Genomic DNA, 14,496 nt, shown 5'->3' on the forward strand with positions numbered 1-14,496 from the left:
TGCCGATATCTTGCTCGGTGTACCCTCTCCCCTTGTGGGAGAGGGTGGCTCGCGAAGCGAGCCGGGTGAGGGGTCTCTCTCCGCGAGCTCATCCGTGGAGAGAGACCCCTCATCCGGCGCTGCGCGCCACCTTCTCCCACAAGGGGAGAAGGAAGAAAGGATAGGAAGTACTTGCATGGCAATAAGGTTTGACGGACGCGTCGCTATCGTCACCGGCGCGGGCAATGGTCTCGGACGGGCGCATGCGCTGGGGCTCGCCAGCCGCGGCGCCAAGGTCGTGGTCAATGATTTCGGCGGCGCGCGCGACGGCACGGGCGGCTCGCTGTCGCCGGCCGAGACCGTGGTCGAGGAAATCCGCAAGGCGGGCGGCACCGCGATGGCCGACGGCGCCGACGTCTCGAATTTCGAGCAGGTCACCGCCATGGTCGAGCGCGCTACCAAGGAGTGGGGCAGCGTCGATCTGCTCTGCGCCAATGCCGGCATCCTGCGCGACAAATCGTTCGCCAAGATGGAAGTCGCCGACTGGGACAAGGTGCTCGGCGTGCATCTCACCGGCACCTTCTACTGCTGCAAGGCGGTGTGGGCCGGCATGCGCGAGCGCAACTACGGCCGCATCGTGCTGACGACCTCGTCGTCCGGCCTGTTCGGCAATTTCGGCCAGGCCAATTACGGCGCGGCGAAGGCCGGCATGGTCGGCCTGATGAACGTGCTCGCCGAGGAGGGCCGCAAGAACAACATCAAGGTCAACACCATCTCGCCGACGGCGGCGACCCGCATGACCGAGGAACTGCTGCCGCCGCAGGCGCTGCAGCTGATGCGGCCGGAAGCGATCACGCCGGCGGTCGAATTCCTGCTCTCGGAAGATGCGCCGACCCGCACCATCATGGGCGCCGGCGCCGGCTCGTTCGCGGTGATCCAGGTGCTGGAGACCGAAGGCGTCAACCTGCCGCAATCCGAATGGACGCCCGACGGCGTCGCCGCGCACTTCAAGGACATCGCTGACATGTCGACCGCGAAAGCGCTGCAGGGCGCCTTCGAGCAGACGCAGAAATACGTCGCCCAGGCTGCCGCGCGGGCGGGGATCAAGCTCTGAGCATGGTCGTCGCCGTCATCGGAGCCGGACCTGCCGGCCTGATGGCGGCGGAGGCGCTCGCGCAAGGTGGCGCTGAAGTCACCGTCTACGAGGCGATGCCGTCGGCCGGCCGCAAGTTCCTGATGGCTGGCCGCGGCGGGCTCAATCTCACCCACTCAGAACCGCTGCCGGATTTCCTGAAGCGCTATCGCGAGGCGATGCCGCGCCTGAAGGCCGCGGTCGAGGCATTTCCGCCCGACGCCCTGCGCGCCTGGAGCGAGGCGCTGGGGCAGCCGACCTTCGTCGGCACGAGCGGCCGCGTCTTCCCCGAGGCGTTCAAGGCATCGCCATTGCTGCGCGCCTGGCTGCGGCGGCTCGATGCTGCGGGCGTGCAGTTCGCATTCCGGCATCGCTGGACTGGATGGGACGCGGGCGGCGGACTGCTGTTCGAGACGCCGGATGGCCGGCGTGCGATCAGTGCCGACGCAGCCGTGCTCGGGCTCGGCGGCGCGAGCTGGCCGCGGCTCGGATCGGATGGCGCCTGGGCGGAGATCCTCGCCGAGAAAGGCGTTGCCGTGGCGCCGATGCGACCGGCCAATTCCGGCTTCACCGTCGCCTGGTCCGACATCTTCCGCGATCGGTTCGAGGGCCAGCCGCTCAAGGGCGTCGCGCTGACGATCGGTCCGCACACCGTGCGCGGCGAGGCCATCGTCACCCGCGCCGGCATCGAAGGCGGCGCCATCTACGCATTGTCGGCGGAGTTGCGCGAGGCGGTGCTCGACAAGGGAACGGCGACGCTCAGCGTGGCGCTGCGGCCCGACGCCGCGCGCGACGAGCTGATCGCGCGGCTGTCGGCGCCGAAGGGCAAGCAATCCTTCTCCAACTTCCTGCGCAAGGCCGCACAGCTCTCGCCGGTCGGCATCGGGCTGTTGCAGGAGGCGGCGGTCGCCTCCGGCCGGTCGCTGGCCGCGCTGTCGCCGGCCGAACTGGCCGGGCTGATCAACGCGGTGCCGATCAGGATCACCGGCGTGGCGCCGATCGCGCGCGCGATCTCGAGCGTCGGCGGGATCAGGTTCGACGAGCTCGACGAGCACTTTATGCTACGGCGCCTGCCCGGTGTTTTCGCCGCCGGCGAGATGCTCGACTGGGAAGCGCCGACTGGTGGTTATCTGCTGCAGGCATCGTTCGCGACGGGGGCCGCCGCCGGAAAAGGCGTGTTGGTGTGGCTCGCGCAGAAATCGTAGGATGGGTAGAGCGAAGCGAAACCCATCAACTTTCTTCCGCGCGGAGACATGATGGGTTTCGCTGCGCTCTACCTATCCTACGCGATGCTGCTCATTCCGAGCCGGTATTCGTCGCCATGTCGGTGACGAAGCCGAGCACACCGAACGCCGCAGCCACCGCGCAGACCATCGCCCAGCCGCCATAACTCCACGCCGCGGAGGCCGCTGCCGCGCCGATGGCGCCGCCGATGAAGAACAGCGCCACGAACAGGCCGTTGATCCGGCCGCGCGCCTCCGGCCGCAGCAGGTTGACGGCGCGGCGGCCGAGCGTCTGGTCGGTGGTGATGCCGAGATCGAGCAGGATGGTGCCAAGACTGAGCACGACAAGCGCTGCGATCCGGGATTCGAGCATGCCGGCCCAGGCGCACAGCACGAGCGAACCGATAATGAGAAGATGCGACACGATCAGCAACGGCCGCGCAAAACCCCTGTCGCCCCAGCGCCCGGCGATCGGGGTTGCCGCGGCCCCGGCGACGCCGATCAGCGCGAACAGCGCGATGCCCTTGGCATCAAGGTTGAACGGCGCGTCCGGCAGCCGCAGCGCAACGGCGGCCCAGAACGCGGTGAACGAGGCCATCACCAGCGCCGCGGTCCAGGCGCGGACGCGCAGCACCGGTTCCTCGTGCAGCAGTTTTGGGAACGAAGCCAGCAGTGCGCCGTAACCGACCTTCGCCGCCGGCTGCAGCGTCGGCAGGAAGCGCGCCAGCGCACCGGCGAGCACGGTCATCAGGATGGCGGAGGTGACGTAGTAGCCGCGCCAGCTCCAGGCATCCGCGATCAGGCTCGCCATCGGCCGCGACAGCAGAATGCCGATCATCAAGCCGCTCATGACATCGCCGATCGCCTGTCCCCGGCGCTCCGGCGCGACCATCGAGGCGACCAGCGGCACCACCATCTGGATCGCGGCGCAGGACGCGCCGAGGATGAAGGTGGCCGCGAGCAGGATCAGCGGCGTCGGCGCCAGCGCGGTGCCGATCGCGGCGGCGATGGCGCAGGCGAGCGTGCGCAGGATCAGCCGCTTGTTCTCGACGAGGTCGACCAGCGGCACCAGCAGCAATAGCCCGAGCGCGTAGCCGAGCAGGGTCAGTGTCGAGATCAGGCCGGCCTGCAGCGCGGTCATGCCGAGCGAGCGGCCGATCAGACCGACCAGAATCTGCGGCGCAAACAGATTGGTGACGACGGTGCCGGTGGTGATGGCGCCGATCCAGATCAGGGGACGCACGGAGACGGCGCGCGCCGGGGAGAGCTTGGTGGCTTCGGAGATGGTCATGGGACCTCGCGATGGAGTGGCGAGGCCCCTTTAGGGGATCGGGCTAATATGCTACAATTCAAATAAAGTGATGATGAATATGCGAGATTGTTATGAACACGCATGACCTTGTGGCGTTCGTCGCCGTGGTGGAGACCGGATCGATCGTCGCGGCGTCGGCGCGGCTGAATCTGACCCAGCCCGGCGTGACGCGGCGGATCCAGAATCTCGAGGAGATGCTCGGCGCGCAGCTCCTGGACCGGTTGTCGAAGCCGCTGAAGCCTACGGCCGCGGGGGTCGAAGCCTATGAGCAGGGCCGCCGCGTGCTGCGCATGCTCGAGGACCTCAAGTCGGGCGTCGCCAATGACGGCGTGGTGCGCGGCGAGTTCAGGCTCGGCCTGACGCCGTTTTTGTCGGAGGCGGGGCTGACCGGACCGCTCGATGCGGTGCGCGGCGAATTTCCGGCGCTCGTGGTGCGCGTCGTCTCGGGCTGGTCGCCCAATCACATGGAGCGGGTCAGCCGCAACGAGCTCGACGCCGCCGCGATCTGCCTGCCTGACGGCACCGCGCCGCCCGATGATCTCGTGGCCTCCGATCTCGGCGCGCAGCCGGTGGTCTTCGTCGTCGCGCGCGAGATGAAGACGCCGAAATTCGTCGACCTCGAATGGCTGTCGCGGGTCGGATGGGTGATCAACCAGGATGGCTGCGGCTTCCGTCAGACATTGAAGCGCCATTTCGATGCGGCGCATCTGCCGTTCACCATCGCGGTCGAGGCGCTCGACAGCGAGCTGCGCCTGTCGCTGGTGGCGCGCGGCCTCGGCATTGGCCTCGTCACGCCGGTGGCGCTGAAGCGCAGCGCGTTCAGGAGCCGGCTCAAGACCGTGAAGATCGCGGACTTCAATCCCGCGGTCCGCGCCTGGATCGTGCATCGCCCACCCGCCGGCCGGCTGGAGCGGCCGATCGAGGTGTTTCGCGCGGCGCTCGACCGCGAACTGCAGGCGCTGATCCGAGGGTAGGGTAACGCGACTTCCCTGGCGCCGTTCGTCCCGCCGTCGCACTTCGAGGCCTCCGCTGCGCTACGGCACCTCCAGCGACAACGACTTCGCCGTTGCGCGGGTGTGACGGCTCAGAGAGAGCGTCATCCTGAGGTGCGAGCTTAGCGGCGCGATAGCGCCGCTAAGGGAGCCTCGAAGGATGCGCGGGCTCTCAGTCAGCGCAGCTTGCCTCTTGCCGCGACCGGCAGCGTGCCGATGATTTCGTCGCCGCGCACCATCACGACCTCGTCCATTATGTTGACGACGACGCAGACATGGTTCGGCACGATCCGCACGACGTCGCCCACGTTCGGGCGCGTGTTGCTGCGGGAGAGGTCGAGGAAGCCGTGCTCCTCGGCGAAGCGCGCGATCTTGGCCTCGGGATGTTCGAGGATCAGGCCGTGGCCTTCCAGCCCGCCGGTGTCCGAGGTCAGCGTCTTGGAGCCGGCATCGAGGATGCCGCGCTCGGGGCCGGCGCGGCTGACGACGGTCGAATAGATATGCAGCGCGCAGTCGTCCCAGGTGGCGACGCCGGCCGCGACCTGCATGCGGTCGTTGTAGATATAGGTGCCGAAGCGGTGCTCGGTGCCGCCTTTCAGCTTGCCGAGATTGACCAGGTTCGGCGTGCCGCCGGTGGAGACGATTGTCGCGTCGAGGCCGTGGGCGCGGACGCCGGCCAGCGCCTCGTCGTAGAATTTCTGCGCATCCGCCCAGCCGGTCTCGGTCGGGTACAGCATGAAGCCCGCAAAGCTCAAGCCCTTTGAAGCGGCGATCTCGCGCGCCAGCGCGATCGCCTCGGCCGGGGTCTCGACGCCGGCGCGCTTGCGCCCGGTGTCGCACTCGACCACGACGGAGAGCGGGCGGCCGGAGGCGGCTGCCGCCTTCGGCAGGTCGCCGACCACGACCGAATTGTCCGCCGCAACGGTGACGTTGGCCTTGCCTTGCAGCGCGCCGAGCCGCGCCATCTTCTCGTCGCCGAGTAGATTGTAGCTGATCAGGATGTCGTCGATACCGGCCTCCGCCATGATCTCGGCCTCGCCGAGCTTCTGGCAGGTGATGCCCTTCGCGCCGGCCTTGATCTGCAGCTGCGCCAGCGTCGGGTTCTTGTGGGTCTTGATGTGCGGCCGGTTGGCGACGCCGGCCTGATCGCACGCGGCCTGGATGCGCGCGATGTTGCGCTCGACCCGGTCCATGTCGATCACGGCGCAGGGCGTGCCGTAGTCCTTGGCGATCTTGGCGGCGAGGGGCGTGGTCATCGGGTCAACTCCAGTTCAGCGTTCTCGTCATTGCGAGGAGCCTGGTAGGATGGGTAGAGCGCAGCGAAACCCATCATGCTTCCGCGCGGAAGATAGGTGATGGGTATCGCTGCGCTCCACCCATCCTTGTATTAGCGCGCTGGGTTAGACTGGCCTCGTTCCGTGAGGAATGGCCCAGCTCGGGTAGCCGCCCGGGCTGGGCCGCTGATCGATCGGATCGTTACCCATCGAAGCCTTGAGGGCTGTCGTTCGTAGCAAGATCGCGATCGGCACTTCATCGGGACCCGCATGGTTGAACGAACTTTAGGTTCGCATCACAAGGGAGGGTCGAGGAAGATGGCCAAGCGTACCACAATCTGTGCCGGGATCGATACCGGCAAGCGCAAGCTCGACGTGGCGCTCGACGGCAACTCGGAGCAGCTGCAGGTGGAGAACACGGCAGAAGGTCACAAGGCGCTGCTGGAGTGGCTTGGGCGGCGCAAGGTCAAGCGGGTTGGGATCGAGGCGAGCGGTGGCTATGAGCAAGCCGTCGTCGCCGAGTTACGGCGCATGCGGTTTGTCGTCGTGGTGTTCCAGCCGGCGCAAGTGCGTGCCTATGCCAAATACCGCGGGCAACGTGCCAAGAACGATCGGATCGACGCGGCTCTGATCGCCGCCTGCGCCGCTGCGGTCAACAAGATCCACCCGGCCCCTGACGCAAGATTATCGCCCTTGGCCGGGCAGCTGACACTGATCGATCAGATCGGAGAGGATATCACGCGGTTCAAGAACCGGCTCGAGAGCTGTCGCGATGCGCGTATCCAAAAGCTCTGGAAGGAAGATATCGTCCGCCTGGCCAAGCGCGAACGCGTCGAGTTCAAGGCTTTGGTGGCAGCGATCCGCGAACATCACGATCTCGCTGCCCGGCTCGATCTGATCTACAGCGTCGGCGGGGCCGGGCTGCCGACTGCGGTCGCCATTCTGGTGCGCATGCCGGAGATCGGCCAAATCAGCCGCGAGCAGGCCGCAGCTCTTGCGGGCCTTGCGCCTTATGATGACGACAGCGGAGAGCATATTGGCGCTCGTCACATCATCGGTGGACGCAAGCGCCTGCGAGAGGCGCTCTATGCTGCAGCGCTGGCGGCGTCGTTCCGCTGGAATCCGCAGCTCATCGCCCTTTACAAGCGACTGATCGCCGCCGGTAAGGGTCACAAGCGCGCGCTAATCGCCTGCGCCAGGAAGCTGCTCGTCTTCATCAACGCCGTAGTGGCCCGAGGCACCCCTTGGCAAGCTGACATGTCAGCTGTTCCAGCAGCCTGAAGCGTTTCTTTGTTCGACCGGGGCGCCGTTTCTTCGTCCCGACCTGCCGTCACCAGGACGTCGCGCACAGCGGCCGTCAAGGATGGCCGTCGCTCAAATGCCACCACATCCTCACCCTCAACAGGCCACGCCTTGATGGCCGCGAGCACGGCGTCAGCATCAACGGCGATCGGACAATTCAATCGCACACAACCGAAAGAGCTAATGGTTGCTACGCGTCACGCCTGTTCGATCTCTTCGCGCAGCACTTCGAGTTCGAGCCAGCGGTCCTCGGCTGTGGCGAGCTCGTCCTGCGCCTTGGCGATCGCGGCCGATGCGGCGTCGAACTTCTTGCGATCCTTGCTGTAGAGGTCGGGATCGTCGAGCAGCTTCTGCTGTTTGGCGATTTCGGCGTGCAGCTTGTCGATCGTCTTCGGCAAGGTTTCCAGCGCGTGCTTCTCGTTGAAGCTCAGCCGGCGCCTGGGTGCCGCTTCGGGCGCCGCGGCGGTCACCGCAACCTTGGCTTCCTTTTTCTCCTCGACCGCGGCGTCTGCCTTCACGGTCTCGCGCTTCACGTCGGCGCCGCGCTGCGCCAGCATATCAGAATAGCCGCCGGCATATTCGATCCAGCGGCCCTGGCCTTCGGGCAAGATCACCGACGTCACCACGCGATCGAGGAAGTCGCGGTCATGGCTGATCAGGATCACCGTGCCGTCGTAGTCGCCGAGCATCTCCTCGAGCACGTCGAGGGTTTCGAGATCGAGGTCGTTGGTCGGCTCGTCCAGAATGAGCAGGTTCGACAGCTTGGCCAGTGCGCGGGCCAGCATCAGCCGGCCGCGCTCGCCGCCGGAGAGGGCTTCGAGCGGCGTGCCGCGCTGCTCCTGCGCGAACAGAAAGTCCTTCATGTAGCCGATGACGTGCTTCGACTTGTCGCCGACCATGACATGGTCGCCGCGGCCGCCGGTCAGGGCTTCGGCCAGCGTCAGCTTCGGATCGAGGCTTTCGCGATGCTGGTCGAGCGTCGCCATCTCGATATTGGCCCCCAGCCGCACCGAGCCGGAATCCGGCGGATCGTTGCCGATCAGAAGATGCACCAGCGTGGTCTTGCCGGCGCCGTTCGGGCCGACGATGCCGAGCCGGTCGCCGCGCTGGATCCGGGTCGAGAAGCCGTCGACGATGATGCGCTCGCCAAAAGCCTTCACGATGTTCTTCGCCTCGATCACCAGACGGCCGGATTTGTCGGCCTCGGCAGCGGCGAGCGTGGCATTGCCGGTGGCGCCGCGATAGTTGCGGCGCTGGTCGCGCAGCGCAAACAGATTGCCGAGCCGCTTGACGTTGCGCTTGCGGCGGCCGGAAACGCCGTGGCGTAGCCAGTGCTCTTCGTTGACGATTTTGCGGTCGAGCTTGTGCTGGTCGCGCTCTTCTTCCTCCAGCACCTCGTCGCGCCACGCCTCGAACGCGCCAAAGCCGCGGTCGATCTGCCGGATCTGGCCGCGGTCGAGCCAGGCCGTGCTGCGCGAGAGGTTAGTGAGGAAGCGGCGGTCGTGGCTGATCAGGACCAGAGCGCAGCGCCGGCTTTCGAGCTCGCCCTCCAGCCATTCGATGGTCGGCAGGTCGAGATGGTTGGTCGGCTCGTCCAGCAGCAGGATGTCGGGCGAGGGCGCCAGCACCCGCGCCAGCGCCGCGCGGCGCGCCTCGCCGCCGGAGACATGCGCCGGGTCTTCCTCGCCGGTGAGGCCGAGCTGCTCGAGCAGATAGCGCGCCTGGTAATGGTCGTCGCCGGGGCCAAGGCCGGCTTCGACATAGGATAGCGTCGTCTTGTGGTCGCCGAAATCAGGCTCCTGCGGCAGATAGCGGATGGTGGCGCCGGGCTGCACGAAACGGCTGCCGGAGTCCGGCTCGACCAGGCCGGCCGCGATCCGCAACAGCGTCGACTTGCCGGAGCCGTTGCGGCCGATCAGACCGACGCGCTCGCCTGCGGAGACCGACAGCTCGACGCCGGTCAACAGCGGCGTGCCGCCAAAAGTCAGGCTGATGTCCTTGAGCTGGATCAGCGGTGGGGCCATCGCGCTAACCCCCGTTCGCCGCCGCCTGCTCAGCGCGGCGGCGCAGGATGCGGCGGATGGTCTGGTCGAGCGTCGCGAGGAACGTCGAGCGGTCGCGCGGCGAGTAGGATTTCGGCCCGCCGGTGATCTCGCCCGACGAGCGCAGATCGGTCATCAAATTGCGCACCGCGAGTGTCATGCCGATCGACTGTTCGGTGAACGGCTTGCCGTTCGGCGCGATCACGTCGGCGCCGGCCTTGACGCAGCGGCTCGCCAGCGGAATGTCCGCGGTGATCACGACGTCGCCCTCATGCGCGCGTTCCGCGATCCAGTCGTCGGCGGCGTCCATGCCGGAACCGGCGGCGACGCGCTCGATCAGGGGATCCTGCGGCACGCGGATGAAATTGCCCGCGACCACGCTGACGGGCACGCCGAGCCGGATCGCGACGCGATAGATCTCGTCCTTCACCGGGCAGGCGTCGGCGTCGACATAGATGCGGGTGGGAGCAGGGGTTTCAGTCATCGATTCAATGGTTGGCAGGCGCGGCCTGCGTGTACTCCATGGTGCGGAAAATTGCGAGCAAAACGAGAGGCTTGCCACGCCTCCTTGTTCGACTACCATTGTCACCAGAAAAACAACGGAAATAAGGGAAAACCCCATGGACTCGCAGACCTACCGCGTCTCGGCCTACAACACCTCGAAACTGTCTGAGAACAAGATCCACGACGACACGGTGGCGCGGAAGTTCGGCTTTTCGGGCGGGCTGGTGCCGGGCGTCGATGTGATGGCCTACATGATGCACCTGCCGGTCGAGAAATGGGGCCGCGATTTCCTCGAACGCGGCCTGATCGAGGCGCGCTTCGTGAAGCCGGTCTATGACGGCGAGATCGCGGAATTGACCGGGCGAGAGACCGGCAATGGGCTCACGATCGAGCTCTTCAGCCGCGGCGAGCTCTGCGCCACCGGCACCGCATCGCTGCCGGCATCAGTGCCGAAATTTGTGCTCGACAATTACAAGCAGGTCGCTGCGGTCGCCGAGCGCAAGCCGGTCAGCGCGTCGTCCTATCAAGAGGGCAATTGGCTCGGCAGCATCCCGCGCGACTGGTCCGGCGACGCCGCCAAGGAGTATCTTGCCGATATCAGGGAGACCGACCCGATCTATTTGCGCGAGGGTCTAGGCCATCCGGGCCTCTTGCCGCGGGTGATGAACAAGGTTCTGGTCGACAATGCGGTCCTCGGGCCCTGGATCCATGTCGGCACCCGCATGCAGCTGTTGTCGGCGGGAAAGATCGGCGACGAGCTGACGGCGCGCGCCAAGGTCACCGGCAATTACGACAAGAAGGGGCATCGCTTCGTCGAGCTCGATGCGCTGGTGCTCGGCAACGGCACGCCGCTCGCGCATTGCTGGCACATCGCGATCACCCAGCCGCGCGAGCAGGCCGCGGCTTAGAGAAGGAGCAAAACCCGTCCCGCACCAACAGGTGTCATACCCCGCGCATGCGGGGTATCCAGTACACCGCGGCGTCTCGGCTCAACAACTGCTGTCTCTGGAATACTGGATCACCCGCTTTCGCGGGCGATGACAGTGGTGTGTGATGGTGAAGTCGTGCCTTACGCCGCCTTCGCCTTGGCATCCTGGATCGCGCGCCAGACGCGCTCGGGCGTCAGCGGCATGTTGATGTGCTTGATGTCGTACTCCGACAGCGCGTCGACCACGGCGTTGACGATGCAGACGAGGCTGCCGGCGCAACCGGCTTCGCCGCAGCCCTTGGTGCCTAGCGGGTTGGATTTGGCCGGCGAGGGGTGATCGCCGACCTGCATCGACGGCACGTCGCCGGCGCGCGGCAGCGCGTAGTCCATGAACGAGCCGGTGATCGGCTGGCCCGAGCCGTCGTAGCTGACTTCCTCCATCAGCGCCTGGCCGATGCCCTGCGCGACGCCGCCATGCAGCTGTCCCGCGACGATCATCGGATTGACCACGGTGCCGAAATCGTTGACCGCGGAGTAGCGCACGATCCTGACCACACCGGTATCGGGGTCGATCTCGACCTCGGCGACGTGGCAGCCGTTCGGAAAGGTCGATGCCGTCTCCTTGGTGGCGTGATCGACGTCGAGCGTCTCCGGCGTGCCCTCCGGCATCTTGGCTCCGCGCATCCGCTCGGCGAGCTCCATGATGCCGATCGAGCGGTCGGTGCCGGCGATGGTGAAGCGGCCCTGGCCGAACTCAATGTCGGCTTCAGATGCCTCCAGCATGTGCGCGGCGGCCTTCTTGCCCTTCTCGACGACGAGCGCCGAGGCCTCGACGATCGCCTGTCCGGTCGCGGTGATCGAGCGCGAGCCGCCGGTGCCGTTGCCGAAGCGGACCAGATCGCTGTCGCCCTGTTCGAGCGTGATCTTCTCGAAGGGAACGCCGAGCTGCTCGGACAGCACCTGCGCGAACGGCGTGGCGTGGCCCTGGCCGTAGTCGAGCGTGCCGGTGGTGAGCTTCACTGAACCATCAGGCTCGAAGGTGATCTTGCCGAGCTCGCCGCTCGGCGGCGCGGTCACCTCGAGATAGGAGCCGACGGCGATGCCGCGCAGTCTGCCGCTCTTCCTGCTCTCCTTCTTGCGCCTGGTAAAATTGTCGTAGTCGGAGATCTCCAGCGCCTTCTGGAACACGCCGGCGAAATCGCCGCTGTCATAGGTGACGCCGGAGGCGGCCGGGAACGGCAGCTGCGACGGCTTGATGAAATTGCGCTTGCGCAAGGTGAAGCGGTTGATGCCCATCTCGTCGGCGGCGGCATCGATCAGCCGCTCCATGTAGTAATTGGCCTCGGGCCGGCCGGCGCCGCGATAGGCGCCCATCAGCGTGGTGTTTGTCAAAACCGTCTTGATGTCGACGCCGAGCAGCGGCGTGCGATAGACGCTGGCGAGGTTCTTGCCGGTGTTGAGCGACAGCGGGCCCGGCGCGACGCCGGTGATGTAGGCGCCGAGATTGCCGTAGCCGGACAGCCGCACCGCGAGGAACTTGCCGTCGGCATCGAGCGCGAGCTCGGCATGGATCAGCTGCGCGCGGCCCTGGCTGTCGGAGAGGAAGCTGGTCGAGCGCTCGTCCAGCCACTTCACCGGGCGGCCGAGCTCGCGCGCTGCATGCGCGATGCAGGTGTATTCGGGATAGTTCATGTTCTTCATCCCGAACGAGCCGCCGACATTGGCAGTGAGAATACGAACCTTGTCGGCAGTCACGTTGAGGATCTTTGCAAACCCGGCCTTGTTGCCGGAGACGCCCTGGGTCGGCACCTGCAGCGTGAAGCGCTCGGTCTTCTTGTCGTAATGCGCGAGCGCGACGCGCGGCTCCATCGAGACCACGGCGACGCGGGTGTTGACGATGTCGAGCTTTGTGACATGCGCGGCGCTGGCGAAGGCGGCCTCGATCCTGGCGGTGTCGCCATAGTGGTAGTCGAGCGCGACATTGTTCGGGATGTTGTCATAGAGCTGCGGCGCGCCGGGCCTGGACGCTTCGGCCGCGTCGGTCACGGCCGGCAGCGGCTCGATGTCGACCTCGACGGCCTCGGCCGCGTCGCGCGCCTGTGCCGCGGTCTCCGCGACCACGAAGGCCACGGGATCGCCGACGAAGCGCACCTTGTCGGTGACCAGCGCAGGGCGGTTGGTCTGCTTGAGCGGCGAGCCGTCGCGGTTCTTCAGCGGCAGGCCGCAGGTGAAGGGGTTGTAGCCCGCGGCCGCCAGATCGGTCCCGGTCCACACCCCGAGCACGCCCGGCATCGCCTTGGCGGTCGCCGTATCGATCCCCTTGATGATTCCGTGGGCATGGGAGGAACGAACCATCCAGCAAATGGCTTGGCCGGGCAGGGAGAAATCATCGGTGTATTTGCCCTTGCCGCGCACCAGGGTGTCGTCCTCCTTTCGTCGAACCGGCTGTCCGACACCGTATTTTTGCAGTGCGATAGCGTTTTCGAGGGAGGCGGGCGACGTATGATCTTGCATCGGAAATGACCTGAAAAGCCCGGATTTAGGGGGATTTGGCGGGCGTTGAGGAGATAACGCACACCCCCCTTAACGACAACGCCCGATTAGGCATGGACCCAATGTGAACGGAGTTTGCGCAGGCCCTTGGCGCTGCTAAAGTTTCCGTGAACAGTAATTCTTCGGCGGGCCCCAAGGGCCCTGCGGAAAGACAGTATTTTGATGAATGACCATGTGCGGCTTTGTGACGGTCCTCGGGCCGGCGAAGCCCCGTCAGGCTTGGTTGCGGCAGGACCGGAGACCGGCGTCTACGCCGCGCTCGATCTTGGCACCAACAATTGCCGGCTCCTGATCGCCTGTCCCACCGGCGACGGGTTCCGCGTGGTCGATTCCTTTTCGCGGATCATCCGGCTCGGCGAGGGCATCGCCGCCACCGGCTCGCTCAGCGAGGCGGCGATCGAGCGTGCGATTGCCGCGCTCGCCATTTGCAGCGACAAGATCCGCTATCGCAAGGCCCGCCGGCTGCGGCTGATCGCCACCGAGGCCTGCCGCGCCGCCGGCAACGCCGAGAGTTTTCGCGCGCGCGTTGCGGCCGAGACCGGCATCAAGCTCGAGGTGATTGATCGCGAGACCGAGGCGACGCTCGCCGTGATCGGGTGCTCGCCGCTGCTCGACCCGAAGGGGCGCGGCGCCATCCTGTTCGACATCGGCGGCGGCTCGACCGAGCTGGTGCGGATCGAGCGCGATCCCGACGCGCCCAATACGCCGCCGCGCATCAAGGCGTGGATGTCGATCCCGCTCGGCGTCGTCACGCTGGCCGAGCATTTCGGCGGCAAGAACGTCACGCGGGATTTGTATGCCCAGATGATCGACGAGGTCGCGCGCCACGTCGCGCCGTTCGCGGCCGAGCACGGCAAGGACCTGCGCGACATGCACATGCTCGGCACCTCGGGCACCGTGACCACGCTCGCCGGCGTGTTCCTCAATTTGTCGCGCTACGACCGCCGCCGCATCGACGGCATCTGGATGAACGATGGCGACGTCACGGCGACGATCCAGAAGCTGCTCGGCATGAGCTATGAGGCGCGCGTCAGCAACAGCTGCATCAGCGTCGAGCGGGCCGATCTGGTGCTCGCCGGCTGCGCGATCCTCGACGCGATCCGCAACGCATTCCCGACGCCGCGGCTCCGTGTCGCCGATCGCGGCCTGCGCGAGGGCATGCTGGTCGAGATGATGCGCGAGGACGGCGCGCTGCGGGCGTGCTAGATGCCTTCCTTGCCTCGCCCCGCTTGCGGGGAGAGGCCGGATCGCATCG

Annotated in this window: 11 protein-coding genes; 6 read left to right on the top strand and 5 right to left on the bottom strand. The window is 66.5% G+C overall.

The features are described 5' to 3' along the window. Nucleotides 1-175: 175 nt before the first annotated feature. Together WDM24_RS17105 and WDM24_RS17110 are read left to right on the top strand one after the other, a co-directional pair. The gene (locus WDM24_RS17105; protein ID WP_338699776.1) at nt 176-1,093 is read left to right on the top strand and encodes an SDR family NAD(P)-dependent oxidoreductase; all 918 of its coding nucleotides are present in this window, start codon (nt 176-178) and stop codon (nt 1,091-1,093) included. Between the two features lie 41 nt (nt 1,094-1,134). Next, nucleotides 1,135-2,316 (top strand): TIGR03862 family flavoprotein, encoded by a 1,182-nt coding sequence (locus tag WDM24_RS17110; RefSeq protein WP_248114536.1) that lies wholly within the window; start codon nt 1,135-1,137, stop codon nt 2,314-2,316. 91 nt (nt 2,317-2,407) lie between these two features. Here WDM24_RS17110 and WDM24_RS17115 read toward each other — a convergent pair whose 3' ends face one another. Then, on the bottom strand, nt 2,408-3,625 hold the full coding sequence (locus WDM24_RS17115) for an MFS transporter (protein ID WP_338831847.1): 1,218 nt from the start codon (nt 3,623-3,625) through the stop codon (nt 2,408-2,410). A gap of 92 nt (nt 3,626-3,717) precedes the next feature. Here WDM24_RS17115 and WDM24_RS17120 point away from each other — a divergent pair, with 92 nt between their 5' ends. Further along, nucleotides 3,718-4,620 (top strand): LysR family transcriptional regulator, encoded by a 903-nt coding sequence (locus WDM24_RS17120; protein ID WP_338831849.1) that lies wholly within the window; start codon nt 3,718-3,720, stop codon nt 4,618-4,620. A 194-nt stretch (nt 4,621-4,814) separates the two neighbouring features. Here the strand turns inward: WDM24_RS17120 and WDM24_RS17125 are convergent, their stop codons facing one another. Beyond that, nucleotides 4,815-5,894, bottom strand: a complete 1,080-nt coding sequence (locus WDM24_RS17125) for a D-TA family PLP-dependent enzyme (RefSeq protein ID WP_338831850.1) — start codon at nt 5,892-5,894, stop codon at nt 4,815-4,817. Between the two features lie 336 nt (nt 5,895-6,230). Between WDM24_RS17125 and WDM24_RS17130 the strand changes: the two genes are divergently transcribed. Then, on the top strand, nt 6,231-7,193 hold the full coding sequence (locus WDM24_RS17130; RefSeq protein WP_338829190.1) for an IS110 family transposase: 963 nt from the start codon (nt 6,231-6,233) through the stop codon (nt 7,191-7,193). A 218-nt stretch (nt 7,194-7,411) separates the two neighbouring features. On the opposite strand, the gene WDM24_RS17135 is transcribed toward WDM24_RS17130, so the two are convergent. Together WDM24_RS17135 and WDM24_RS17140 are read right to left on the bottom strand one after the other, a co-directional pair. Then, nucleotides 7,412-9,238, bottom strand: coding sequence for an ABC-F family ATP-binding cassette domain-containing protein (locus tag WDM24_RS17135; RefSeq protein WP_338831851.1), 1,827 nt, complete (start codon nt 9,236-9,238; stop codon nt 7,412-7,414). 4 nt (nt 9,239-9,242) lie between these two features. Then, nucleotides 9,243-9,740, bottom strand: coding sequence for a YaiI/YqxD family protein (locus WDM24_RS17140; RefSeq protein WP_166296536.1), 498 nt, complete (start codon nt 9,738-9,740; stop codon nt 9,243-9,245). A 136-nt stretch (nt 9,741-9,876) separates the two neighbouring features. Here WDM24_RS17140 and WDM24_RS17145 point away from each other — a divergent pair, with 136 nt between their 5' ends. Continuing rightward, the gene (locus tag WDM24_RS17145; RefSeq protein ID WP_338699791.1) at nt 9,877-10,668 is read left to right on the top strand and encodes a hypothetical protein; all 792 of its coding nucleotides are present in this window, start codon (nt 9,877-9,879) and stop codon (nt 10,666-10,668) included. A gap of 161 nt (nt 10,669-10,829) precedes the next feature. Here the strand turns inward: WDM24_RS17145 and WDM24_RS17150 are convergent, their stop codons facing one another. Next, nucleotides 10,830-13,202 carry a xanthine dehydrogenase family protein molybdopterin-binding subunit gene (locus WDM24_RS17150; RefSeq protein ID WP_338699794.1) on the bottom strand — a complete coding sequence of 791 codons (2,373 nt, stop codon included), beginning with the start codon at nt 13,200-13,202 and terminating at the stop codon, nt 10,830-10,832. Nucleotides 13,203-13,403: 201 nt separating this feature from the next. Between WDM24_RS17150 and WDM24_RS17155 the strand changes: the two genes are divergently transcribed. Continuing rightward, nucleotides 13,404-14,447 carry a Ppx/GppA phosphatase family protein gene (locus WDM24_RS17155; protein WP_338699796.1) on the top strand — a complete coding sequence of 348 codons (1,044 nt, stop codon included), beginning with the start codon at nt 13,404-13,406 and terminating at the stop codon, nt 14,445-14,447. Nucleotides 14,448-14,496: the final 49 nt, after the last annotated feature.

It is taken from the genome of Bradyrhizobium sp. 27S5 (genome assembly GCF_037217225.1).
Taxonomy (GTDB): domain Bacteria; phylum Pseudomonadota; class Alphaproteobacteria; order Rhizobiales; family Xanthobacteraceae; genus Bradyrhizobium; species Bradyrhizobium septentrionale.

Bases quoted from the DNA above. Each gene is read 5' to 3' on its own strand.
- WDM24_RS17105 (WP_338699776.1), top strand. From the start codon at position 176: ATGGCAATAAGGTTTGACGGACGCGTCGCTATCGTCACCGGCGCGGGC.
- WDM24_RS17110 (WP_248114536.1), top strand. From the start codon at position 1,135: ATGGCGGCGGAGGCGCTCGCGCAAGGTGGCGCTGAAGTCACCGTCTAC.
- WDM24_RS17115 (WP_338831847.1), bottom strand. From the start codon at position 3,625: ATGACCATCTCCGAAGCCACCAAGCTCTCCCCGGCGCGCGCCGTCTCC.
- WDM24_RS17120 (WP_338831849.1), top strand. From the start codon at position 3,718: ATGAACACGCATGACCTTGTGGCGTTCGTCGCCGTGGTGGAGACCGGA.
- WDM24_RS17125 (WP_338831850.1), bottom strand. From the start codon at position 5,894: ATGACCACGCCCCTCGCCGCCAAGATCGCCAAGGACTACGGCACGCCC.
- WDM24_RS17130 (WP_338829190.1), top strand. From the start codon at position 6,231: ATGGCCAAGCGTACCACAATCTGTGCCGGGATCGATACCGGCAAGCGC.
- WDM24_RS17135 (WP_338831851.1), bottom strand. From the start codon at position 9,238: ATGGCCCCACCGCTGATCCAGCTCAAGGACATCAGCCTGACTTTTGGC.
- WDM24_RS17140 (WP_166296536.1), bottom strand. From the start codon at position 9,740: ATGACTGAAACCCCTGCTCCCACCCGCATCTATGTCGACGCCGACGCC.
- WDM24_RS17145 (WP_338699791.1), top strand. From the start codon at position 9,877: ATGGACTCGCAGACCTACCGCGTCTCGGCCTACAACACCTCGAAACTG.
- WDM24_RS17150 (WP_338699794.1), bottom strand. From the start codon at position 13,202: ATGCAAGATCATACGTCGCCCGCCTCCCTCGAAAACGCTATCGCACTG.
- WDM24_RS17155 (WP_338699796.1), top strand. From the start codon at position 13,404: ATGAATGACCATGTGCGGCTTTGTGACGGTCCTCGGGCCGGCGAAGCC.